This window comes from bacterium, from assembly GCA_035419245.1.
In the GTDB taxonomy this organism is placed as follows: Bacteria; Zhuqueibacterota; Zhuqueibacteria; order Residuimicrobiales; family Residuimicrobiaceae; genus JAKPUX01.
This window is the reverse complement of the sequence record DAOLSP010000012.1, coordinates 17,867-40,683: the sequence shown is the minus strand read 5'-3', so window position 1 is coordinate 40,683 and position 22,817 is coordinate 17,867. Positions and strand designations below refer to the sequence as shown.

15 protein-coding genes are annotated in these 22,817 nt (G+C 57.9%); 12 read left to right on the top strand and 3 right to left on the bottom strand.

Annotated elements, in window-relative coordinates; genetic code table 11:
* The first annotated feature begins 17 nt into the window (after positions 1–17).
* Positions 18–1,154, top strand: coding sequence for a hypothetical protein (locus PLH32_13275; GenBank protein HQJ65579.1), 1,137 nt, complete (start codon positions 18–20; stop codon positions 1,152–1,154).
* On the opposite strand, the gene PLH32_13270 is transcribed toward PLH32_13275, so the two are convergent.
* Both PLH32_13270 and PLH32_13265 read right to left on the bottom strand, forming a co-directional pair.
* Positions 1,151–2,359: a DNA recombination protein RmuC gene (locus PLH32_13270; GenBank protein HQJ65578.1), complete on the bottom strand. Its 1,209-nt coding sequence runs from the start codon at positions 2,357–2,359 to the stop codon at positions 1,151–1,153. The genes PLH32_13275 and PLH32_13270 overlap by 4 nt on opposite strands.
* Positions 2,360–2,419: 60 nt before the next feature.
* Positions 2,420–3,601, bottom strand: a complete 1,182-nt coding sequence (locus tag PLH32_13265) for a class I SAM-dependent rRNA methyltransferase (protein ID HQJ65577.1) — start codon at positions 3,599–3,601, stop codon at positions 2,420–2,422.
* Positions 3,602–3,837: 236 nt separating this feature from the next.
* On the opposite strand from PLH32_13265, the gene PLH32_13260 reads away from it, so the two are divergent.
* From PLH32_13260 to uvrC, 10 genes are all read left to right on the top strand, one after another.
* A complete protein-coding gene (locus PLH32_13260) occupies positions 3,838–4,473 on the top strand; it encodes an outer membrane beta-barrel protein (protein ID HQJ65576.1) in 636 nt (211 codons plus the stop codon).
* Between the two features lie 86 nt (positions 4,474–4,559).
* Positions 4,560–6,776, top strand: coding sequence for a 1,4-alpha-glucan branching protein GlgB (gene glgB, locus PLH32_13255; GenBank protein ID HQJ65575.1), 2,217 nt, complete (start codon positions 4,560–4,562; stop codon positions 6,774–6,776).
* A 5-nt stretch (positions 6,777–6,781) separates the two neighbouring features.
* Positions 6,782–8,980 carry a glycoside hydrolase family 3 N-terminal domain-containing protein gene (locus PLH32_13250; protein ID HQJ65574.1) on the top strand — a complete coding sequence of 733 codons (2,199 nt, stop codon included), beginning with the start codon at positions 6,782–6,784 and terminating at the stop codon, positions 8,978–8,980.
* Between the two features lie 128 nt (positions 8,981–9,108).
* Positions 9,109–9,816: a CPBP family intramembrane metalloprotease gene (locus PLH32_13245; GenBank protein HQJ65573.1), complete on the top strand. Its 708-nt coding sequence runs from the start codon at positions 9,109–9,111 to the stop codon at positions 9,814–9,816.
* Positions 9,817–9,862: 46 nt separating this feature from the next.
* Positions 9,863–10,906, top strand: a complete 1,044-nt coding sequence (gene mltG, locus PLH32_13240; protein ID HQJ65572.1) for an endolytic transglycosylase MltG — start codon at positions 9,863–9,865, stop codon at positions 10,904–10,906.
* Between the two features lies 1 nt (position 10,907).
* Positions 10,908–13,133 carry a UvrD-helicase domain-containing protein gene (locus PLH32_13235; GenBank protein HQJ65571.1) on the top strand — a complete coding sequence of 742 codons (2,226 nt, stop codon included), beginning with the start codon at positions 10,908–10,910 and terminating at the stop codon, positions 13,131–13,133.
* On the top strand, positions 13,130–16,822 hold the full coding sequence (locus PLH32_13230; protein ID HQJ65570.1) for a tetratricopeptide repeat protein: 3,693 nt from the start codon (positions 13,130–13,132) through the stop codon (positions 16,820–16,822). The genes PLH32_13235 and PLH32_13230 overlap by 4 nt, the downstream gene beginning before the upstream one ends.
* A gap of 4 nt (positions 16,823–16,826) precedes the next feature.
* On the top strand, positions 16,827–17,684 hold the full coding sequence (gene nadC / locus PLH32_13225) for a carboxylating nicotinate-nucleotide diphosphorylase (protein ID HQJ65569.1): 858 nt from the start codon (positions 16,827–16,829) through the stop codon (positions 17,682–17,684).
* A gap of 95 nt (positions 17,685–17,779) precedes the next feature.
* Complete coding sequence (locus tag PLH32_13220; protein ID HQJ65568.1) at positions 17,780–19,312, top strand: AAA family ATPase; 1,533 nt, start codon at positions 17,780–17,782, stop codon at positions 19,310–19,312.
* Between the two features lie 30 nt (positions 19,313–19,342).
* The gene (gene uvrC / locus PLH32_13215; GenBank protein ID HQJ65567.1) at positions 19,343–21,250 is read left to right on the top strand and encodes an excinuclease ABC subunit UvrC; all 1,908 of its coding nucleotides are present in this window, start codon (positions 19,343–19,345) and stop codon (positions 21,248–21,250) included.
* Here the strand turns inward: uvrC and PLH32_13210 are convergent.
* A complete protein-coding gene (locus tag PLH32_13210; GenBank protein ID HQJ65566.1) occupies positions 21,217–21,576 on the bottom strand; it encodes a hypothetical protein in 360 nt (119 codons plus the stop codon). The genes uvrC and PLH32_13210 overlap by 34 nt on opposite strands.
* A gap of 92 nt (positions 21,577–21,668) precedes the next feature.
* Here PLH32_13210 and PLH32_13205 point away from each other — a divergent pair, with 92 nt between their 5' ends.
* Positions 21,669–22,808, top strand: a complete 1,140-nt coding sequence (locus PLH32_13205) for a Re/Si-specific NAD(P)(+) transhydrogenase subunit alpha (protein ID HQJ65565.1) — start codon at positions 21,669–21,671, stop codon at positions 22,806–22,808.
* The last annotated feature ends 9 nt before the right edge of the window (positions 22,809–22,817 follow it).

The following is a 22,817-nucleotide window of genomic DNA, read 5'->3' as shown; positions in this document are numbered from 1 at the left end:
CAAGGGAGAAGACGGCCATGATGTCTGCCCGAAGCATTGCCGCAGGCCACATGCTGGGCCTGTTTGCTGTCACGCTTCTGTTGCGTCCTGTGTTGGTATCCGCACAAAGCCTTGATATACCAAGCGCAACGTGCGGTATCAGTTTCGGTAATTCCCGGGCCTTCACGGGTCTCCGCTTTAATTATCGCGATCACGCGGTGCGCTATGTCCATGGCATCAATGTCACACTCTGGAAGCCGGACAGTACCAACAACAAGGCGGAGATCCGGGGTCTGTCTTTGGGGATGCTGCCGGGAGGTGGCACCCTTGCGGGCCTGCAGGTGGGTGTTCTGGGTATCGCCGCGGATAGACGGGTCTCGGGGCTCTCATTTGGTTTGATCGGCGTGGGCGGCGGGGATGATGTGCGCGGTATATCCTTCGGCGGCCTGGGGATCGGTGCGGGTGAGTCGTTGAGCGGAATCCAGATCGCGGGGTTCGGCGTTGGTGCGGGAGAAGAACTGACCGGCCTGACGGTGGCTGGATTGGGCGCTGGCGCGGGTGGCAGCGTAACCGGCGTTAATATCGCAGGCATCGGTTTCGGTGCTGGTGGCCAGCTCCGCGGCATTACCCTGGCCGGCTTCGGCACCGGGGCGGGAGGGGATGTCACCGGCGTACAAATCGCCGGCATGGGATTGGGCGCAGGGGGACGGCTCTCCGGAATTTCCATCGGCGGCTTCGGCGTTGGTGCCGGCGGGACGATAACGGGCATTACCCTTGGAGGACTGGGTGTGGGCGCAGGCGAATCCATCTGCGGTCTCACCTTCGGCGGACTGGGCGTAGGTGCCGGAAATGAACTTTGCGGCATCACCCTGGCTGGACTCGGGGCCGGCAGCCCGACGGTCAAGGGACTCACCCTGGCCGGTATCACTATCTACGGCAAGGAGTTGAAGGGGATCCAGATCGCTCTGGGAACGGTGCGCGTCCGGAAGGGAGGGCGGATGAGCCTCTTCAGCGCCAGCGCCTTTAACTATATCGAGGGCACACAGACCGGTCTCTCAATCGGGTTGGTCAATTTTGCCCGGAATCTGCGTGGCATGCAACTGGGCGTGATCAATATCGTCCACGATAATCCCAGATACCTGCGGGTTTTGCCCCTATTCAACGCCGGATTCTAATCCAGCGCAGCAAATCCCTCTTTATCCGGCAAGGCCTCGATGTCTGTGCCACCGCGCAGCGCTTCGATCTTTTGCAGCGGCACCTCCAGCATTCGCCGTCGTGTTGTAACCAGCGCCTCGTAGTCTGCCTGGGCGGCGTTGAGACTTTTGCCCAACCCTTCCATCCGCTTGATAAACTCATCCCATTGCTTGCGAAAATTGCCGAGAAGACGCAGGATTTCCAATGAGGTCCGCTCGAGTGCAAAATTGTCAATGGATTGCCGCACGACCGCAAGGACAGCGAAAAGGGTCATCGGCGAACAGGCAATGACGTGCTGTTTCAGCCCGTCATCAAAGAGCGTATGATCCTGTTCCTGGATGAATCCATAGATCTGTTCGTTGGGGATGAACAGCAGCACATAGTCGACCGTGTTGTCTTCGCTGCTGATATAGTCGCGGGTCGTGATCTCCTTTATGCGCTGTTTGACATCCTTGAGAAAATCTGCCTTGTGACGGGCTTTCTCCACCTCGGTGGTTGCATCCAGGTAGCGCACATAGTTGTCGAGAGGGAATTTGACATCCATATGCAATACCAGATTACGGGGCAGATGGAAGGTGAAATCAGGACGAGATCGTCCTGAGTTGACGGTCTTCTGTTTGCTGTAATTAATGTTCTCGATAAAGCCTGCCATCCGCAGCACATCCTCCGCCATCCGTTCGCCCCATTGGCCGCGGGTCTTGCTGTTGACGAGGGCTTCACGCAGGGTGGCGGTAGCCTGGAGTAGGGCCGTAGTTTGTGCGCTTGAAGCCTGGAGCTGCTGGGCCAGCTCCCCGAATTTTTCTGCCCGGTCGTTCTCTAGGCTTTGCATCAGCGCACCAATCTGCTCGAGTTCGTTGTTCATTGCCAGCAGCTGACGGTCAATCAGCTGCTGTTTTTCTTCCAGGCTTTGACGGGTGTACTCCCGCTCGCTGGTCAAGCGCGTTTGGGCCAGTTTTATAAATTCATTCGTTGATCGCGACAGCGCTTCGAGTGAGAGGCTGCCGAAGGCGCTTTTCATCTGATCATAGATCACTTGCATACGCGCCGCGTTTTGCGCCTCATAGGCCCGGTGGATTTCTTCGGCCAGCTCGCGGGCACTGCGGAGACGCCAGCCTTTGATAAGCACGGCAAGGAGGAAACCCAGGATCAAACCGATGGCCAGCGTAGACCAGGCAAGCGGGGTCATTGTGCTTCCTTTGCGGTATTCAGTTATCTGGCAGGGCAGCTGCTTCAAGAACCGGCCATACTATACCAGGCGCAGTAGCAGCCCTTTGAGATAGCGTCCCTCTTCGTGTGCCAGCAGTACCGGATGGTCGCCTCCAGGTGCGAGCTCCTGAATCAGCTGAACCGTGCGCCCTGCGTCCGCAGCGGCTGCGAGAACGATCCGGGTAAAGAGAGCCTTGTCAACGTGGTTGGAACAGGAGAAGGTTGCCAGCCAGCCGCCGGGCTCCAAATGCCGCATGGCTTGGAGGTTGATCTCTTTATAGCCGCGGCTGGCGCGCTGGATATCCTTCTGGGACTTGGCAAAAGCCGGCGGATCAAGGATGATCAGATCAAAGCGCTGATCCCCTGAACGCAAATAATCGAAAACATCCGCGGTGACCACAGGATGCTGCTCCGGATCGAAGAGATTCAACTTGAGATTGGTGCGGCACATGCCTGCGGCATGTGCCGAGAGCTCCACCGAAGTGACCTGGCGGGCACCGCCGCGGGCCGCATAGAGGCTGAAACCGCCGCTGTAAGCAAAACAATTGAGCACCCGGGCGTCGCGGCTGATCGATTCCACCAGGGAACGGTTGCTGCGCTGGTCGATAAAAAAGCCGGTCTTTTGCCCTTCCACCAGATCGACCAGGAAGCGCAAACCGTTTTCGCGAATCTCCAGTTGCTGCGGCGGAGGCTCGCCCCAGAGCATGCCACTGCGGGTGTCCAGGCCTTCGCGCTGACGCGCGCGGCCTTCGCTGCGTTCATAGATCCCGGCCGGTGTCATTTCGGCAACCAACAGCTCGCACAGCGTTTCACGCAGCCGGTCCAGCAGCAGGGTCGACAGGGAGAGCACCAGCCAGTCGCCATAGCGGTCGACGACCAATCCGGGCAGGCCGTCTCCCTCGGCGTTGATCATGCGGCAGGCGGTGGTTTCCGGTGGGATGATCCTGGTGCGCAGAGCAACAGCGTTGGCGATTCGTGACCGCCAGAAGTCAGCGTCAATTTTGATCTCCGGGTCAAGGCTGATGATGCGCACAGCGATATCGCTGCCATGGTGGTAGGCGCCGAGTGCAATGGTCTTGCCATCCGCCCGGCGGATGGGCAGGATGGCGCCATTGGCGGGTTTGCCCTCGATTCGCGCAATCGCTCCGGAGAAGAGCCAGGGATGACCGCGCAGGATCACATGTTCTTTGGATGGTTTGAGGACGATCGATGCAGCAACCATGATGCTTCCTCTCAGTGATACAGGCTGAAGGGAGGTAATAGGCAGAGCGCGAGGCCTTGAGGAGCCCGGGCACCCTGACTTCAGCAATGTAACCAATTCAGCAATGAAAAGCAAGGCCCGCAAAGCCCGTAAAATAGTTTGGATCACAAGAGGCGATTTTGTAAATTAGATAAATCGACGGCGCCCCCAGCGCCCGTCAGGTCTAACTGGGATCTCTCAAGATATCGGAGTCTCCGATGCGGAAACCTGCCGTTGTTGTTGCTACGCTCGTGCTGTGCTGGATGACAGCTGTTACCGCCCAAACTGAATCCTGGGGCCTGGGCGCCCACCTCCTCGTTTCCCTTCCGCAAAAAGGATTTGATAATCTCTCCAAAGACGGTGAAGGAATCGGCGGCAAGGCTTTTTACCGCTTATCACCCTTTCTCGCCCTGCGCAGTGACCTGGGATACCTCTCATATGGTGAACGGCGCAACAGCGAGTGGTCTTCAGGGGGCTATTATTTCGTCACCCGGCGCAATGAGTCCTTCCAGTTCACGATGGGGCCGCAACTCACCCGCCGGATCGGCCGGGTCACACCGTACGCTGCAGTGCTCGGCGGATTTTATTACTATCATACGGTGACCAGCTATGAAGATTACTACAGTTATTATTATGACTATTACCCCTACACCAACTCAAGCAATGGTCAGAGTAAGTGGGGCTGGAATCTTTCCACCGGCGTGCTGATAGATCTCGGTATCGGCGTGCATCTTGATTTCGGTTACAAGCTGCAGAATATCCATAACGCGGAGACCACGCTGAAGAATATCACCACGAAACAGACTGGTGTCGACTATATTATCACGTTGGGTGCCGTCTTTTTCCGGAATTGAGCGGCTGCGCTCGCGCTCGCGTCCAAAATCTTCGAAATGGTTCCACCAACCATGAGGCTGGCATCGTTATGAATACACAGAATTCCATGAGCAGCGTCACTGCAGAAGAGGTCAACCGCATCTCCCGTAATCTGCATCATGATCCTTTCACCATTCTCGGACCGCATCAAACTCAGGTCGAAGGAGAAAGCATCTGGGTGATTCGCGCCTGGCTGCCGGATGCGCAAAGCGTCTTTGTTCGCGATCCTCAAAGCCGCGTGGAATATCCGATGCAAAGCGTCCATGACCGCCATTTTTTTGAGGTCTTTTTGCCGGACTGGACCTCCTTGCGCAGCTATCAACTGCATGTCGTCGCCGAGAACGGCCATGAACGCTATGTCCATGATCCCTATTTCTTCCTGCCACAGATGGGAGAGATGGACCTGTATCTCTTCGGCATGGGCGATCATCACAAGATTTACGAGAAAATGGGGGCGCACCCCGTGACCGTCGATGGCATTGACGGCGTCTATTTCGCTGTCTGGGCGCCGAATGCCCGTAACGTCAGCATCGTTGGCAATTTCAATCAATGGCATGGCGGCAAGCATCAGATGCGCGTCCTCGGCAGCTCGGGGATCTGGGAACTCTTCATTCCGGATATCGGCGCCGGCGAGGTCTATAAATACGAGATCAAGGACCAGAACGGCAATATCTACCTAAAGGCTGATCCCTATGGATTTCAGCACGAGATCCGGCCTAAAACCGCCTCAGTGGTCGCGGATATCAACCACTTTGAATGGCATGACCAGGAGTGGCTCGAAAACCGCCGTAAAGGGGATATCCTCAAACAGCCGGTTTCCATCTACGAGGTCCATCTCGGCTCATGGCGGCGCAAGGTCGAGGAGGAGTACCGTTTCCTGACCTACCGTGAGCTCGCTCATGAGCTGACGGCGTATTGCCAGGAGATGGGCTACACGCATATCGAGTTGCTGCCCATCTCCGAACACCCCCTTGATGCCTCCTGGGGCTACCAGGTCACCGGCTATTATGCACCCACTTCGCGGTTCGGTACACCGGAAGATTTTCAATATATGATGGACTACTTCCATCAGCACGGTATCGGCGTCATTATCGACTGGGTTCCGGCCCACTTCCCGCGGGATGCCCACGGCCTTGCCTACTTTGACGGCACACAGCTCTATGAACATGCGGATCCTCGCAAAGGGGAACACAAGGACTGGGGCACCTTGATTTTTAATTTTGGACGCAGTGAGGTGCGCAATTTCCTTCTTGCCAATGCTCTCTTCTGGTTCGACAAGTATCACATCGACGGCATCCGCGTCGATGCCGTCGCCTCCATGCTCTATCTCGATTATTCCCGCAAAGCAGGAGAATGGATTCCCAACGCGTTCGGCGGCCGGGAAAATCTCGAGGCGATCGATTTCCTCAAAAAGCTCAACGAGACCATCTTCTCTTATTTTCCCGGCATCATGTCGGTGGCGGAGGAATCCACCGCCTGGCCGGGCGTTTCCCGGCCCACCTATCTCGGCGGTCTCGGATTCAACATGAAATGGAATATGGGATGGATGAATGACTTTCTCACCTACTTCTCCAAGGAACCCATCCATCGCAAATACCATCACAACATGATCACCTTTGCCCTGCTTTATGCGTTTCATGAAAATTTTGTCCTGGTGCTGAGCCATGACGAGGTGGTACATGGCAAACGCTCCCTGCTCGACAAGATGCCTGGCGATTTCTGGCAGCGCTTCGCCAACTTGCGCACACTGCTGGCGTTCATGATGGGCCATCCCGGCAAGAAGCTTCTCTTCATGGGCTCCGATTTTGGCCAGTGGCAGGAGTGGTCCGAGAGCCGCAGCCTCGACTGGCACCTCCTGCAGTATGAGCCGCATCGGAAGCTCCAGGCCATGGTTCGCGACCTCAATCACCTCTACAGACAGGAACCTGCTTTGCACGAAGTCGATTTCGATCCGGCTGGCTTCGAATGGATCGATTTCCAGGATTCCGACAACAGCATCATCACCTTCATGCGAAAGACCGGCCGCCCGGAAGATACCTTGATATTTGTCTGTAATTTTACTCCGGTCTTTCGCGAAGCTTATCGGATTGGCGTGCCCTGGCATGGTTTTTATCGCGAGATCTTTAATTCCGATGCCGCCGATTACTGGGGATCCAACAAGGGTAATTACGGCGGCCTACATACAGAAGAGATCCCCTTCCACGGCCGGCCCTGCTCCATCAACCTAGCACTGCCCCCGCTCGCTACGCTGATCCTCAAACCTGAATTAACCAAAGAGGAGTAGTCCTGATGCGCAAACTGAGCCTGCCAGCTCTGGCCCTTGTCCTTGTCCTGTTCTGGCCCATCCTTTCACTCTCGCAAATCCCCGGCTATGGGACAGATGTGGACAAGCGGGTGGAGGACCTCCTTGCCCGCATGACCCTCGAAGAAAAGATCGGCCAGCTGCAGCAATACAGCGCCAGTAACGACTCCGCCTTCGCCCGGATGGCGAAAAGTGGTAGCGTTGGCTCGTTCCTTAATGTCCGCGGTGCTGCCGCGACCAATGCTCTGCAAAAGCTGGCCGTAGAAAATTCGCGGCTGGGGATCCCCATCCTCTTTGGACTGGATGTCATTCACGGCTATCAGACCATTTTCCCGATCCCGCTGGCCGAGGCTGCCAGCTGGGACCCCGCCTTGGTGGAACAAGCCGCCACTGTAGCGGCCCGGGAGGCACGGGCCGCGGGCATCCACTGGACCTTTGCACCTATGGTCGACATCGCCCGTGACAGCCGCTGGGGTCGCATCGCTGAAGGGTCGGGCGAGGATCCCTTCCTGGGAAGCAGGATGGCCATCGCTCGCGTCCGCGGTTTCCAGGGCGAGCGTCTCCATGCACCTGACCGCGTCGCCGCCTGCCTGAAGCACTATGTCGGCTATGGCGCCGCCGAGGGTGGACGCGACTACAATACCACCGAGATTTCAGACCAAACGCTGCGCAATATCTACCTGCCGCCCTTCGCCGCGGGTGTTCGTGCCGGCGCTGCAACGCTGATGAGTGCATTTAACGACCTCAACGGCATTCCCGCTTCGGCCAATCCCTTCACTCTGGACCACATCCTCCGGCAAGAGTGGGGATTTAGGGGTTTCGTTGTCAGCGACTGGAACTCGATCGGTGAGCTCATCACACATGGTGTGGCCCAAGATTGCGCGGAAGCCGCGATCAAAAGCCTGAACGCCGGCGTCGAGATGGATATGGAGAGTCATTGCTACCAGCAAAGCCTGAGGCACTTGGTGGAGAGCGGGCAGATATCCCTCAGGACCATAGACGAGGCCGTGCGGCGTGTTTTACGCATCAAGATCCTCCTCGGCCTCTTTGAGAATCCCTATGCGGATCCGAAACGCGAAAAAGAGGTCATGCTGGCCAAACCCCACCAGGAACTGGCTTTGCAAATGGCCCGCGAATCGATTGTCTTGCTGAAGAATGCGGGCAATCTACTCCCGCTGGGACGACCAAAGACGATCGCCGTAATCGGCCCCCTGGCCAATGCCCGGGCGGATCTGCTCGGGACCTGGTGCTGCGAGGGCGATTCGAATCAGGTCGTCACGGTGCTGGAGGGAATCCGTCGAACACTGGGCTCGCAGACGCGGATTCTAACGGCCTCCGGTTGTGACCTGGATGGCACCAATGGCCGCAATGTGCCCGCGGCGGTAGCGCTGGCGCAGCAGGCCGATGTGATCATTGCAGTGATCGGAGAAAGCGCTTCGATGAGCGGCGAAGCCAGCAGCCGGAGCAGCCTCAATTTGCCGGGATTGCAGGAAGGATTGATCAAGGCCCTCGCTGCGACACAGAAACCGGTGGTCGCCGTGATTTTGGCCGGACGTCCACTGACCATCCCCTGGTTGGCCGAGAACGTGCCCGCCATGGTGATGGCTTGGCATGGCGGTACCCAGGCCGGTCAAGCCATTGCCGACGTCCTTTTTGGCGCCTACAATCCTTCAGGGCGTCTGCCGATCAGCTGGCCGCGTTCCGCCAGTCAATTGCCGCTCTATTACAACCATAAAAATACTGGACGTCCCGCAGCCGATTCCAAATACACCAGCCGCTATATCGATTTGCCCTCCGGATCGCAATATCCCTTTGGCTTTGGACTGAGCTACAGCCGGTTCGAGTACGCCAATCTGAAGCTGGATACCGCGGAAATCGGTCCCGCCGGATTCCTGCAGGTCAGCGCCGAGGTTAAAAATAGCGGTAGCCGTGAGGGAGAAGAAGTAGTCCAGCTCTATATCCATGATCTGGTTGGCAGCCTTACCCGTCCGGTGCGCGAGCTCAAGGGATTCCAACGCATCCATTTGCTGCCCGGCCAATCCCGCAGTGTCCATTTCACACTGGGCCCCGATGAACTGGGATTTTATGACGCAGAAAACCGCTTTCTTGTTGAACCCGGCCGGTTCCAACTCTGGATCGGACCCAACTGCACCGAGGGGTTGCAGGGTGAATTCACCGTCCGCTGACCCGCTGACCCGCTACAGCCTCCGGACTAAGCCTATCGCTTCGACGGAGGTTTTTTTTTGCTCCGGGAAAGCTTGCAAAAATAATATATTTTATCTAAATTAAATGCTCTGATTATCGTGGAGCCGGGATGCTTCGGTCGTTGCGAAAAAAAGCGGGGTATTATCAGAGTTCGCGCACGCTGGCCTTTGGTCTGATCTCCATGCTGCCCCTCTTGCTCGGCTATGAGTACCTAACACTCGCAGCCAGCCGGGATCATATGGCGCAGGTCCGCAACGGCGGCGATGTCATCCTTCGCACCCTGCTCTCCCTGGTGGGCATTCACAGCCCCTTTTATCTGGGCATCGGACTGGTGGTGGTCATCGGCGCCGCGATCCTGTTGCGCCGTAAGGGAACCCGGCTGATGCCGCACTACTTCTTTTTCGGCGTGATCGAGAGTGCGGTCTATGCCCTGCTCATGACCCTGATCCTCACCACCGTCACCGATCGTCTGATGCTGGCGCTTGGCAACGGGCGTTCCTTTCATGCCAATTTGATGCTGGCCCTGGGCGCGGGAGTCTATGAGGAGATCTTGTTCAGGGCGTTCCTTTTTGCCGGCTCGGTCTGGATCCTGACCAACAAGACGCGTATTCATCCCGCCGCGATCTTTATGATGTGCGCAGCCGTCTCTTCCGTGCTTTTTTCCGCCGCTCACTACATGGGCGCCGAGCGCTTTTCGTGGTATGCAGCCCTCTACCGTTTTTTCGCAGGCGTGCTTTTCTGCCTGATTTACCAGTTCCGGGGTTTGGGGATTGCGGGCTGGACCCATGCCCTCTATGACTGTTTTCTGATCCTCTGACTCAAGGACTCCGGTTTCCGGAGGGGATTGCTCATTCAGGAGGGGTATGGAAGCCAAGGTATTACATTTTTCCCTGCGCGGCGTGCTGATTACACTGGCCGTGCTGCTGCTCATGGCTGCGCTCTTCCCGCCGTTGTACATCCTGCATTGGCCTCTCGGCCAGCCGCCACAGGGGCAGACGGCTGATATTAAAATCAAATTTGGCACACCGCCGGATTCGATTGCGGCAATGCTTGAGCGGGCGCAGGTCATCGGCAGCGCCAGTCGGTTTAAGATGGCTCTGAAACTCCTGAACAAGGGGGGCGCTCTGCGAGCCGGTCACTTTCGCATCCCCAGGCCTCTTTCCAACAAACGCGCGATTATCGCCCTGACCGAAGGACCGCAGATCCTTACCAAAGTGACCATCCCTGAAGGATGGACGGCAAAACGCATCGCCGGCCTCTTTCATCGTGAGATGGGTCTCGATTCCGTGCGTTTCCTTCAGCTGACCCGCGACAGCAGCTTCGTCTCCCGATTCGGGATCGGCACACGCGATCTCGAGGGCTATCTGCTGCCCGAGACCTATTTTTTCCCCTACGGCTCCACTGAAACTCAGGTTATCGCCCCTCTTGTCCAGCAGTTCAAGAAAACCGTGTGGGATACCCTTTATGAACGCTCCCAGGAAATGGGCTTCACGACAGGAGAGATGATGACCCTGGCTTCGATCATCCAGGCAGAAGCCAAACTCGAACGCGAGATGAACCTCATCGCGTCTGTATATCATAACCGGCTACGCCTTGGCATCCCCCTGCAAGCCGATCCGACCATACAGTATCTCCTGCCCGATGGGCCGCGCCGGCTGCTCTATCGCGATCTGCAGATCGACTCACCCTATAATACCTACCGCTACCGCGGACTCCCGCCCGGTCCCATCGCCAATCCCGGTAAGGCTGCCATCCTGGCGGCTGTGCATCCGGAAGCGACCGACTATCTGTTTTTTGTCGCCGATACGCGGGGCGGACACACCTTTTCATCCAATTTTCGCAATCACCTCAAGGCCAAGAGTGTTCTCGATCGCGAACGGCAACGTGTCCGGGAAATGAGGCCCTGACATGACCCGAAACGACGGAAAAATGCCGCTGGCACCCCATTGGCTGACAACGGATCTCAATCCGGCCCAGAGTGAGGCCGTCTCCTGGAGCGATGGTCCGGTTCTCATCCTTGCCGGCGCCGGCAGCGGCAAGACCCGGGTCCTGACCTACCGCATCGCCTGGCTGCTGGCCAATGGTCTGGCGGAGCCCCGTGAAATTCTGGCCATGACCTTTACCAACAAGGCTGCTGGCGAAATGCGCGAACGCGTGCGCAAGCTGGTGCCCGATATGATCTCCGGGATGTGGATCGGCACCTTCCATTCGCTTTTTGCCCGGCTACTGCGCCGCGAAGCGGAGCGGTTGAATTATACCAGCAATTTCGCCATCTACGACGAGGATGATCAGCATGCCCTGATCAAGACCATTCTTGCCGAACTGAAAATTCCTGTGACCGAATTCCCGCCGAAACAGATTGCCTACAAGATCAGCAGCGCCAAGAATGCTTTCATCCTCCAGGATCAGTTCGCCCAGATGGCCAGCACCCGGCAGGATCAAATCATCGCGAGCCTTTATTCGGCCTATCAGCGCCGGATGCGCGAGAACAACGCCATGGATTTTGATGACCTCCTCATCAAACCCATCGAGCTTTTTCAGCTTTACCCGCTGGTCCTGGAGTACTATCAGAGCCGGTTCCGGTATATCCTCGTCGACGAGTACCAGGACACCAATCATGCCCAGTATGTGGCGCTGCGGATGCTCGCCGCCCAGCATCGGAATATCTGTGTCGTCGGCGATGACGATCAATCCATCTATCGCTGGCGTGGAGCGGAGATTCGTAACATCCTTGATTTCGAGAAAGATTACCCGGATTGCGCCAAATTCCGCCTCGAACAGAATTACCGTTCCACAAAGAATATCCTGGCGGTAGCCCATTCCGTGGTCCGGAATAACCGCCAGCGCCATGAAAAAATGCTCTGGACTGAAAAACCGGAGGGCGATCCCATCACCTTGCTGGAGGTGGAGGATGACCTGGAGGAAGCGCGCACCGTGGTTAACAAGCTGGCCCTGGAGATGCGCGCCCATCACCTCGATTTCCAGGATTTCGCCGTGCTTTACCGCACCAACGCCCAATCGCGCGTGCTCGAAGAAGCTTTGCGGCGCGAAAACATCCCCTACATCATCGTGGGCGGCGTCAAATTCTATGAACGCAAGGAGGTGAAGGACGTCATCGCCTATCTGCGGGTACTTTGCAATCCGGCGGACTCGATCAGTCTGCGCCGCATCATCAATTACCCCGCCCGCGGTATCGGCGAGACCAGCCTCGGCCGGATCGAGGCCTGGGCCCAGGAACACCAGATCTCGATTTTCGATGCCACCGGTCAGGCCCAGCAGATCCCCGGCCTCTCGGCGCGCACTGCCGAGCAAGTGGCCAGCTTTCATGCCCTGATGAATAAATACAACGCGCTGTGCCTCGAGATCGCTCCCGCCGAGTTGGCCTCTTCGCTGGTCAACGAACTCGGCATACTGCGGGAGTATAAACAGGAGGGGACCATTGAATCCCTGAGCCGCGCCGAGAATATCCGCGAGCTCTTACTGGCCATCGCCGAGTATTCCAACCAGGCGGGGGAGGAGGGAAGCCTTCAGGGCTATCTGGAGAATGTCGCCCTCACCACCGACCTCGACACCTGGGATGACCGCGCCAATGCCGTGACTCTGATGACCCTGCACAGCGCCAAAGGCCTCGAATTCCCGGTCGTCTTCATCACCGGTCTGGAGGAGGGGCTGTTTCCCATCAGCCGCTCCCTCTCCGATCCACCCGCGCTGGAGGAAGAACGCCGCCTTTTCTACGTCGGAGCTACACGCGCCAAGAACAAGCTCTACCTGGCCTGGGCACGAAACCGGCGCAAATTCGGCGAAACCGCTGCTAGCATCGCCTCCCGGTTCCTGCGCGAAGTCGAACCGTCCCTGGTGCAGATCGAGAGTTCCTATCGCACCTCCTCCATGCACCGCCCGCGTGCGAGCGCCGTGCGTCGGCGTGAGGCCGATCCTATGCCCCGCTATGAAGATGAATCCCAGGAGATGCTGGAATTCCGTGTCGGCATGCGCGTTCTGCACCCTACCTTCGGCAAGGGGACCATCCTTCGCCTCGAACCCTCCTCCGCCGGTTCATTGAAACTGCGGGTGCTGTTTGACCAGGAGGGCGAGAAACGCCTGGTCCTGCCTTATGCAAAATTGGAGATCCTATGAAAAGAAAACTGCTCTCCGCGATGTTCACTGCAGCGGCCCTGCTCCTGCTGATCCATACCCTCTCTGCGCAGGAGTCGGTCCTACAGGAGGAGCGGGATTTTCGTTTCGCCGAACAGCTGGCGGAGAAGAAATTATATGACCTAGCCGCACAGCAGTTCAGTCGTTTCGCTGATCTTTGGCCCACCAGCCCGCGTGCCCCCGAGGCGCTTTTCCGTGCAGCGGAGAGTCTTGAAGCCCTTGAAGCCTGGCAGCGCGCGGCGGATACCTATTTGCGCCTGGTGCTGGCTTACCCCGAAGCGGCCAATGCCGATAAAGCGCTCTTCAACCGCGGCAAGCTGCTGGCCCAGCTCGGCGATCCACTGCAGTCCGCACTTACACTCGAACGCATCCGCCTTTTCATGCCTAAAAGCGAGTTGATTCCCCTTGCTCTGGTGTCGGCGGCGGAGCAGTTTCGCTCGGCTGGAGAGACCAGACAAGCCTACAACGCCGCCACCGCCATGCTGGCGCAATACCCCGATTCACCGCACCGTAACCGGGCCCTCTTCCTCCTGGCCAAATTGCAGCGGGATGCCCGCAAGCCGGCCCTCGCCCTGCAAGAAATCAACCGGATCAACACCTCCCGGATTGAGACCGGACAGGATATCGAGATCACCCTGATGCACGGCCGCCTTTTGAATGATCTCGGCCGCTATGCCAAAGCCGACAGTGTCCTTGAAACCCTACTCTCTGTGACCGTGGCCAGCGACTCGCTCGGAGCTGCCGCTTGTGCTCTGGTCCAGTCGCTCTATGGACGCGGCCAGTACATCAAGGCGATCGCTATCGCTGAACGGGCCCTTGGACGCACCTTGACAAACACCGATGCGAACCGTCTCCGCCTCTACCTGGGAGACTGCCATGCCGCCCTCGGCGAAACGGCCCAGGCGCTTCATAGCCTGGCGGCCATCCAGGCGGACTCGCTCTCTCCCGCCGAGTCCTGCAAACTGGCCTTCCGTCGCGGGGTATTGCAGCAACGCGCCGGTGAACCGGCGCTCGCTCTGCCTTGGTTCAGTCAGCTCCTCGCCAAGCCGGATACCCTGCCGGGATTGGAACGGTTGCAGCGCCAGGCCCTGCGACAACAGACCCGAATCTTCATCGAACTCGGCAATCCCGGTGAGGCACTACGCCTGCTGCGGCGCCAGTTCGATACCAATCCAAACCTGCGTGATCTGATTCTGTTGCAGCGCGCGGAAATCGAACGCTCCCTGCTTCGTGATCCCGTATCCGCCCGGCAGGACTATCAGTTGCTGAGCCACTTCTACCCAGCCAGTCCCCTGGTGGATGAAGCCGCCCTTGGCGTCGCAGCCTGTCAGGAGTCCGAGGGAGACGTCGCTGCGGCGATCAAATCGTACGCAAATTTCATCGCGCTTTATCCCGCCTCCGAGAGCATCCCGCAAGCCCGCGCACGGCTGCTCTGGCTGCGTGACTATGCTCCTAAAGAGGCCTCCGGACGAGATCAGGTACTTTCGCGGCTGCTGCTCGCCGTAGGAAAACCGGGACCTGCCCTGGATTGGGCGGAAGAACAGATCAAGAGAGATCATGCCTTCGATGCCGGTCTGGTCCTGTTGCGCGGAATCCTTTTGCGTGGCTCGCTGAAAGCGGATGAGGAGGTCCGGCTCTTCTGTCTAGCCGGACTGGCGCATGCGCGCCTTGCCGGTAAACTGGATCTGGAAGGAGCACATGAACGCGCCAAACTGCATGCCGATACCCTTATGCAAGCTGCCGCATGGCTTAGAGGCCACGCCGGCGGCATGGAATGCGGGGAAGAGATCGAGCGGTTGGCCATGCTCGCAAAATACCAGAGTCTGACGGCGCCTCTGGTACGCGCGGCCTATGCGGACACCCTTCTCGCCCGGGTTCCAGCAGGAGATAGCCTGGAAGCACCGCTGCGCATCGGGCAAGCACGCGACTGGTACCGCTTCGCCGTCGACAGCAGCAGCGCTCATTGGCTTAACCGCGCCGTGGCAGCCTGCAGCGAGATGGCCAGGCGTAAGGACCAGCCGGAGTTGCAGATCGAGGCGGCTTTTCTGAGGAGCACAATCTACGCCGCCCGTCAACAACCCGATTCGGCGATTCAGGTCCTGCAGGCGGCCCTGGCAGGCGGCACGGCTTCTCCTGCCGCGTCCGAGGCCGCTCTGAAACTTGCCGCCCGGCTCGAGGAGGCCGGCCGGCTGGACGAGGCGGCCGCACGCTATCAGGAATGGCTCTCTCGCTATTACTATGCCGGACACGCCGACAGCATCCGCAGCCGGCTTTGTCAAATTCACTTCCGGCAACGCCAGTTCGACCAGGCTCGTTCCTGCATGGCGGCTAACGACGATGGAGCGTTGTTCCAGGATTTGGCGCCCTATCTCGAACATCCGCGCGAGGATGACCTGCTCTGGCTCTCCGCCCAGAGCTGGCTGCTGCAGCAGAATTTGCCGGCAGCCATTACCGCTTTCCAGACGTATCTACGCGCCAATCCCGATGGCCGCCATCGCAGCGACGCCATGCTGGCCCTGGCGGATCTCTACCTGCTGGATGGCAATCCGGAAGCCGCCGTCGGCCACCTGGAAGCCCTGATGAGCACCGCACCCGGCGACAGCCTTTACTGCGTTGCGCTTAGCCGTACCGCCGATCTCTATTACGACCGCAAGGAATACGCCAAAGCCGCACCACTTTACGCCCGTCTTAAGGGCACGGCGTCCGGCGATTTGCAGCGCAGTGCTACGGCCCGCGAGGTCCTCTGCGAATACAAACAACAAAATATCGCCCGCGCCCGCCAACTCGCCGATGCTTTTCGTAAAACCTGGAAGGATCGCAAGGCCGAGGCGCAGTTCCTTTACGAGGATGGCATGTTCTGCCTCGCCAACAAGGACTTTAAAGCTGCTGAGATCAATCTCAAGGAACTGGCCACCAGGTACAAGGATTTGCCAGACGCTGCTGATGGAGAGATGGGGTTGGCTCGGATGTATGCAACCCTCAACAACGCCGAAGAAGCCTTGAAAATACTAACCAATATCCCCAATAAATACAGCGATCCACGGATCCTTGCGCTCGCTTATATCAACCTGGGCGAGTTTTATTATGAAAACCGCCAGCTGGAAAACTGCGTTACCGCGGGGCGCAAGGCCCTCGAGTTTACCGTCCAGGGGCCTGAACAAAGACGCGCCTTAGAGCTGCTGATCACCGTCTTTGATGACCTGCGTCTCTGGGAAAATGCGGTCATTTTGCTGCGCCAATACATCGCGGCCTATCCCGACCGGGAGGAGACTTTCAACCGTCGTGTCCAGCTCGGGATATTCCTCATCAATCTCAAGGAATACGATCGCGGGATCGATCAGCTGAAAAGCCTGCTGCCGCTCGCGGACGCCGAGAGTGAAGCTGAAATACAGTACTGGATCGCCAAGGCCTACCATGAGCGCGGCGAAATGACCCAGGCGATCATTGAGTATCTCAAGGTCCGATATACCTGCCGGCCGAGCAAGCTCCCCTGGGGGACCACCGCGCTTTACGAGGCGGGCCAGACCTATGTCAAGCTCGGCAATCTCGCCAATGCCCGCAAGCTGTTTCAGCAGATTGTTCAGGAAAAGGGGATGGGCGACCAGTTCGGACGCGTCGCCAATGAACGGATTCGCGAGATCGATGCCATGCTGGCACAGAAGAAAGGCTGAAGCCATGGAAGAAGAGGTAAAACAGCAAGCCGCGGTGCTCATCAGGATGGCGCTGGCCGAGGATCTGGGGGAGCATGGCGATATCACCAGCGCGGCCATTTCGGAGGTCTGTGCGGCCTGCAAAGGGATCCTGCTCGCCAAAGCGGAAGGAACACTCGCCGGCATCGAGATCGTCCGCATGGTTTTCGATGCAGTGGATCCCGCTCTGGAAAGCCATCCCCTGGCTGCTGACGGACAGCACGTTCATAAAGGCCAGATCCTGATGCAGGTCTGGGGAGAGCCCGACCGCCTACTGATGGCCGAACGGACCGCTCTGAATTTTATCGGGCGGCTTTCGGGGATCGCCACGCTGACGCAACGCTTCGTCGATGCGGTGGCTGGTACAAGGGCGCGCATCCTGGATACTCGCAAAACCACACCGGGATGGCGGTTGCTCGAAAAGTACGCAGTGCGCTGCGGCGGCGGCCTCAATCACCGTATGGGGCTCTATGACCTCTTCCTGATCAAGGACAACCATATCGTTGCCGCTGGCGGTATCACCCCGGCCGTAGAACGCTGCCGGAAGTACGCCCGCAAGCAGGGTTTGACCGCCGGAATTGAGGTGGAGGTCAGGTCCTTGGCCGAAGTCGAGGAGGCGCTGAATCTCGGCGTAGATCGCATCATGCTCGACAATATGCCTCTTACCCTCATGCACCAGGCGGTGGAACGCTGTGCTGGCCGGATCCCCCTCGAAGCCTCAGGCAACGTGAACCTGACAACGGTCGCCGCCATCGCACAGACCGGTGTGGACTACATCAGCAGCGGCAGTCTGACCCACTCGGCGCCGGTCCTTGATATCAGCCTGGATCTCGAGAGCCGCTAAGGCCGGCAGCCGCCGGCAACCTTTCCGGAACAAACAGCGCCGCGCTGATGTTAAAACAACATTAGCGGAACAAAACGCTGTGAAAGGGAAGAACCATGTCTGATTCCAATATACCCACTCCGGACCAACTGCGCCGGGAAGTCAATGATTTCCTCAAGCAAAAATATGGCGACCGCATTGTCGTTCCACCGGAACCCGACCTGAACGGACAAGATCCGCCTGACGATAGAGAGCATAAATCGTTCTCGCATCCCGTCCACTTCAATCTCAAACCTTCGGAACTGGAAGCCTATTTACGGCAGTATGTAGTCGGCCAGGATGAAGCCATCGAGGTGCTGGCAACCAAGATATGCACCCATTTTAATCGCATGCGGCTAGAGACCCGGCCCGACGGCGCCGGTGAACTCGTCGGCAATATCAAAAGCAATGTGCTGATGATCGGCCCCACCGGCGTTGGCAAGACCTATCTGATCAAGCTGATCGCCAAAAAGATCGGTGTTCCCTTTGTCAAGGGCGATGCTACCAAATTCTCCGAAACCGGCTATGTCGGTGGGGATGTGGAGGACCTGGTGCGTGAATTGGTGCGCGAAGCCGACGGCGATATCAAACTGGCGGAATACGGGATCATCTATCTTGATGAGATCGACAAAATTGCCTCTTCCGGCAATATCATCGGACCGGATGTCTCGCGCTCCGGCGTCCAGCGCAACCTCCTCAAACTCATGGAAGAATCCGAGGTGGACCTCAAGACCCCGCATGACCTCGGGGCGCAGATGGAGGCAGCCATGGAAGCCCAACGCACCGGCAAGGTGAGCCGCAAAAAGGTCAATACCCGCAACATCCTCTTCGTCATGAGCGGGGCCTTTGTCGCCCTGCCGGATATCATCCGCCGCCGGCTCAACAAACAACCCATCGGCTTCCGGGGCGTGGAGGAAGAACATGCCGTGGAAGACACGGATATTGAGATTCTGCGCCAGGTCCGCTCTGAAGATCTTATCCGCTTCGGGTTCGAATCGGAATTCGTCGGGCGGCTGCCGGTAACCGTTACCCTCAACGATCTCGATGTCGAGGGACTCTATCGCATCCTCCAGAATCCCAACAGCACCGTCATCCAGGGCAAAAAGCGCGATTTTAAAGCCTATGATATCGAGATCGAGTTCGAGGACGAAGCCCTCCGCCGCATCGCCGAGCTCGCGGCAATGGAACATACCGGCGCCCGGGGGCTGGTAAGCGTGGTCGACCGTATCCTTCTTAAATTCGAAAAGTCACTCCCGGATACCTCCGTCACCCGCTTCAAGGTCACTCGGGCTCTCGTAGAGGATCCCCAGGGCGAACGCGACCGGCTGCTGAACCAACACTATCTCAAGATGTTTCAGAAGCGCTTTCTCGCTTCCAATGGCATTGTCATCACCTTCAGCGAAGAAGCCCTGGAATTGCTGTGCGAAAAGGCGCAGGCGAAGAAGCAAAATCTCGAAGAGGCCTGCAATGACCTCTTGCGTGATTATGAGTACGGTTTGCGCCTACTCGGCTGCGAATCCTTTACCGTCGATGCCGATATCGTACGGGATCCGAAATCGCGTCTCGAAGAGATGATCAAACAGAGCTACAGCAAAACACACCAGGCCTGAGCAGCCCGGAACCAACCTTGATGGCGGAATATGAACGAATCCTTGCCCCAGAGCATTCGCGAAAAACTGAATCTGCTGTCAAAGAAGCCGGGCGTTTATCTTTTCAGAAATAAAAGCGGTGAGCTGATTTACGTCGGCAAAGCCAAGGTGCTCCGCAATCGCGTGCGATCCTATTTCCAGGCGGGCCGGCCGCGTGATGCCAAAACCGCACGACTGGTGAGCCAGATCGCCGATCTCGAGACCATCATCACCGACTCCGAGGTGGAAGCCCTCATCCTTGAATCCAACCTGGTCAAGGAATACAAACCCCGCTACAATATCAATCTCAAGGACGACAAGTCCTTTCCCTATATTCGCGTTACCCATGAGCCCTTTCCGCGCATCTTTCCCACCCGCAAGATCATCCGCGACGGCTCGCGCTATTTCGGCCCGTACACCGATGCTAGCGCCATGAAGGAACTGCTCAAGACCGTCAAACAGCTCTTCCCTTTGCGTTCCTGCAATCTTCTTCTCACAGAAGAGAGCATCCAGCAGCACAAATTCCGCGTTTGCCTCAACTTTCACATTAAAAAGTGCCATGGCCCCTGCGAGGCGCATATTTCGCGTGCGGAGTATCAGAAAACTATCCATTTTATCGTTAGTTTCATCGAAGGCAAGAGTAATGCCGTCGTCGAGGCCATGACCCGCGAAATGGCGGCGGCTGCTGCAGACCGCCGCTTCGAAGAAGCGGCACGTCTGCGCGATCAGCTGCAGGCCGTCCAGGCCTTCCGCCAGCATCAGAAAGTCCTCGATCCCAATCTCCGTGACCGCGACATCATCGCCATCGCCATGGCAGAGGGGGATGCCTGCTGCGTTGTCTTTCAGGTGCGCGAGGGCAAAATCATAGGCCGGCACCATTTCTTCCTGGCTGGCATCAACGAGGACCAGCCCGGGGCGGTAGCCGCAGGGTTCGTCAAGCAATACTACCTGAACCGCGAATACACCCCTGCTGAGATTCTGCTGCCCACCGGACTCGGAGAAGAGACCGCTGCCATTCGCGACTGGCTCACATCCAAACGCGGCTCTACAGTGGAACTGGTCGTACCGCAGCGCGGCGAGAAAGCCCAGATCCTCAAGATGTGCGACCGTAATGCGCGGCTGCTGCTGCAGGAGATGCAATTACAGCGGGAGCAGTCACAGGACTATACCGCTGGTTCGGTGAAGGCACTGCAGCGGGATCTGGCCATGGAAAAACTGCCCCTGCGCATCGAGGCCTTTGATATCTCCAATATCCAGGGCTCTGATCCGGTCGCATCCATGGTCTGTTTCGTCAATGGCAAGGCGCATCGCAGTGATTACCGCCATTTTCGCATCCGTACCAAATCTACACCCGACGATTTTGCCATGATGCGTGAAGCCGTCACCCGCCGCTACCGGCGTCTGCTGCAGGAGGAAAAAGCGCTTCCGGACTTGATCCTCGTCGACGGCGGCAAGGGTCAGCTCAATGCCGCCCTCGAGGCGCTGGGCAGCTTGGGCATCAAAGATCAGGCGATTATCGCGCTCGCCAAGCGTCTCGATGAAGTCTTCGTCCCCGGCGAATCAGAACCGCGTAACATCCGCCGCGACAGCGCGGGATTACGCCTGCTGCAGCGCGTCCGGGATGAAGCGCATCGCTTCGCCATTACCTTCCATCGCAGCCTGCGCAAACGCCGGACCCTGGTGTCGGAGCTGGAAGCCATTCCGGGGGTCGGCAAGGCCCGTCGGGATGCTTTGCTCAAAGCCTTCAAATCGGTAAAAAAAATCAAAGAGGCGGGAGCGCCGGAACTTCGCACCGTCGCGGGAATACCAGCGAAACTGGCTGAAACCATCTGGACTTTTTATCATCCAACAGAGGAGGCGGAAAAGGGGGAAGGGATGCAGGTGTCTCAGGGCAAAGCCAACCTGGAAACCGCGGAATGATCGGTTGCAGCCGGTTTTTTTAATGTCATTTTTTGCAGCAACTCGTCGCTTTTTCCCATAAAGAGGGCGAAGGCCCTTGGATCGGCTTCCAGCCGCCTGCGAATTTCCTGAAACTCAGCCCGCGTCATGCGATTGCGGGAGAGCTGCTCATCAAGGTAAGCGAGCCGGTGCTCATCCCGGGCGGTATCGCTCACGCAAACTGCCATATACTGGGTATAGACACGGATAAACCGCTGCAAGTCAACCTCTGGCAGTGGATCTTTCGGCTGGACGCAGCCCGCCAGGATCAAGAGGCTAGTCAGCGGCAGCCATCTCTCTAATCTCATAGATCTCCTCCGTGTGAGATACCCCAATATAGGCATCTCCTTCTATGATGTCAAACAGTTTTATGCATATCCTTCTCAGAGGAGACCATCCGATGAAAATCTTCATTCCCAAAGAGGGCGATGCGAACGAACCGCGTGTGCCCATGATTCCGACGGATGTGGAAAAGCTGGTTAAACTGGGGGCGGAGGTAACCTGCGAAACCGGGATGGGGGCCGCTTGTCATTATCCGGATGAGCGGTACGCTGGGGCCGGGGCGAAGGTCATCCACGACCGCGCCGCGGGATTCGCTGAAGCCGATCTGGTGCTGCGTCTGCGCAAACCCACAACCGCAGAGGTGGAGCTGCTCAAGCCGGGTACGATTCATATCAGCTATCTCGATCCCTTCAATTCGCCGGAGCTGGTCAAAGCCCTGGCAGCTCGAGGAGTGAAGGCCTTATGCATGGAGATGATCCCGCGCTCGACCATCGCCCAAAAGATGGATGCCCTGAGCTCTCAGGCCAGCCTGGGTGGATACGTTGCGGTGATGCTGGCCGCGAATCGGCTGAAGCGGATCTTCCCGATGATGATGACCCCTGCGGGGACCATCCAGCCGGCGCGCGTCCTGATCATCGGCGCGGGCGTTGCCGGCCTGCAGGCCATCGCCACTGCCAAACGCCTCGGCGCCCGCGTGGAGGCCTTCGATACCCGTCCCGCCGTCGCCGAGCAGGTCCGATCTCTCGGCGCGCGCTTCGTCGAAATTGATCTCGGCGAGACCGGCCAGACCAAAGAGGGGTATGCTCAGGCGCTCAGCGAAGTACAACTGCAGCGGCAGCGCGAAGGCATGGCCCATGTTTGCGCCCAGGCAGACGTCATAATTACCACCGCTCAGGTCTTCGGACGGCGCGCACCGCTTATTGTGACCCGGGAGATGGTCGCCGGAATGAAACCGGGCAGCGTGATCGTCGACATGGCCGTGGAAAGCGGCGGGAATGTCGAAGGCTCGATTCCAGGCCAGGAGGTCATGCTCAACGGGGTGCGGATTATCGGAATAGAGAATCTCCCCGGTCAGGTTGCGGTGGATGCCAGCCAGATGTACTCCGCTAATCTTTTCAACCTGGTGAGCCATTTTTGGGACAAGGAGAGAGGAGGATTCAAACTCGACCTCGATGATGAGATCATTCAAGCCGCACTGGTTACGGCGGAAAATGAGATCCGCAGTACGCTCTTGAGAAATCACTATCAGAGTCAATAATCCGGGTGC

Excerpts from the sequence above, each read along its gene's own strand:
- uvrC (HQJ65567.1), top strand. The coding sequence starts at position 19,343 with ATGAACGAATCCTTGCCCCAGAGCATTCGCGAAAAACTGAATCTGCTG.
- PLH32_13265 (HQJ65577.1), bottom strand. The coding sequence starts at position 3,601 with ATGGTTGCTGCATCGATCGTCCTCAAACCATCCAAAGAACATGTGATC.
- PLH32_13275 (HQJ65579.1), top strand. The coding sequence starts at position 18 with ATGATGTCTGCCCGAAGCATTGCCGCAGGCCACATGCTGGGCCTGTTT.
- mltG (HQJ65572.1), top strand. The coding sequence starts at position 9,863 with ATGGAAGCCAAGGTATTACATTTTTCCCTGCGCGGCGTGCTGATTACA.
- PLH32_13250 (HQJ65574.1), top strand. The coding sequence starts at position 6,782 with ATGCGCAAACTGAGCCTGCCAGCTCTGGCCCTTGTCCTTGTCCTGTTC.
- nadC (HQJ65569.1), top strand. The coding sequence starts at position 16,827 with ATGGAAGAAGAGGTAAAACAGCAAGCCGCGGTGCTCATCAGGATGGCG.
- PLH32_13230 (HQJ65570.1), top strand. The coding sequence starts at position 13,130 with ATGAAAAGAAAACTGCTCTCCGCGATGTTCACTGCAGCGGCCCTGCTC.
- PLH32_13245 (HQJ65573.1), top strand. The coding sequence starts at position 9,109 with ATGCTTCGGTCGTTGCGAAAAAAAGCGGGGTATTATCAGAGTTCGCGC.
- PLH32_13270 (HQJ65578.1), bottom strand. The coding sequence starts at position 2,359 with ATGACCCCGCTTGCCTGGTCTACGCTGGCCATCGGTTTGATCCTGGGT.
- PLH32_13235 (HQJ65571.1), top strand. The coding sequence starts at position 10,908 with ATGACCCGAAACGACGGAAAAATGCCGCTGGCACCCCATTGGCTGACA.
- glgB (HQJ65575.1), top strand. The coding sequence starts at position 4,560 with ATGAGCAGCGTCACTGCAGAAGAGGTCAACCGCATCTCCCGTAATCTG.
- PLH32_13210 (HQJ65566.1), bottom strand. The coding sequence starts at position 21,576 with ATGAGATTAGAGAGATGGCTGCCGCTGACTAGCCTCTTGATCCTGGCG.
- PLH32_13260 (HQJ65576.1), top strand. The coding sequence starts at position 3,838 with ATGCGGAAACCTGCCGTTGTTGTTGCTACGCTCGTGCTGTGCTGGATG.
- PLH32_13220 (HQJ65568.1), top strand. The coding sequence starts at position 17,780 with ATGTCTGATTCCAATATACCCACTCCGGACCAACTGCGCCGGGAAGTC.
- PLH32_13205 (HQJ65565.1), top strand. The coding sequence starts at position 21,669 with ATGAAAATCTTCATTCCCAAAGAGGGCGATGCGAACGAACCGCGTGTG.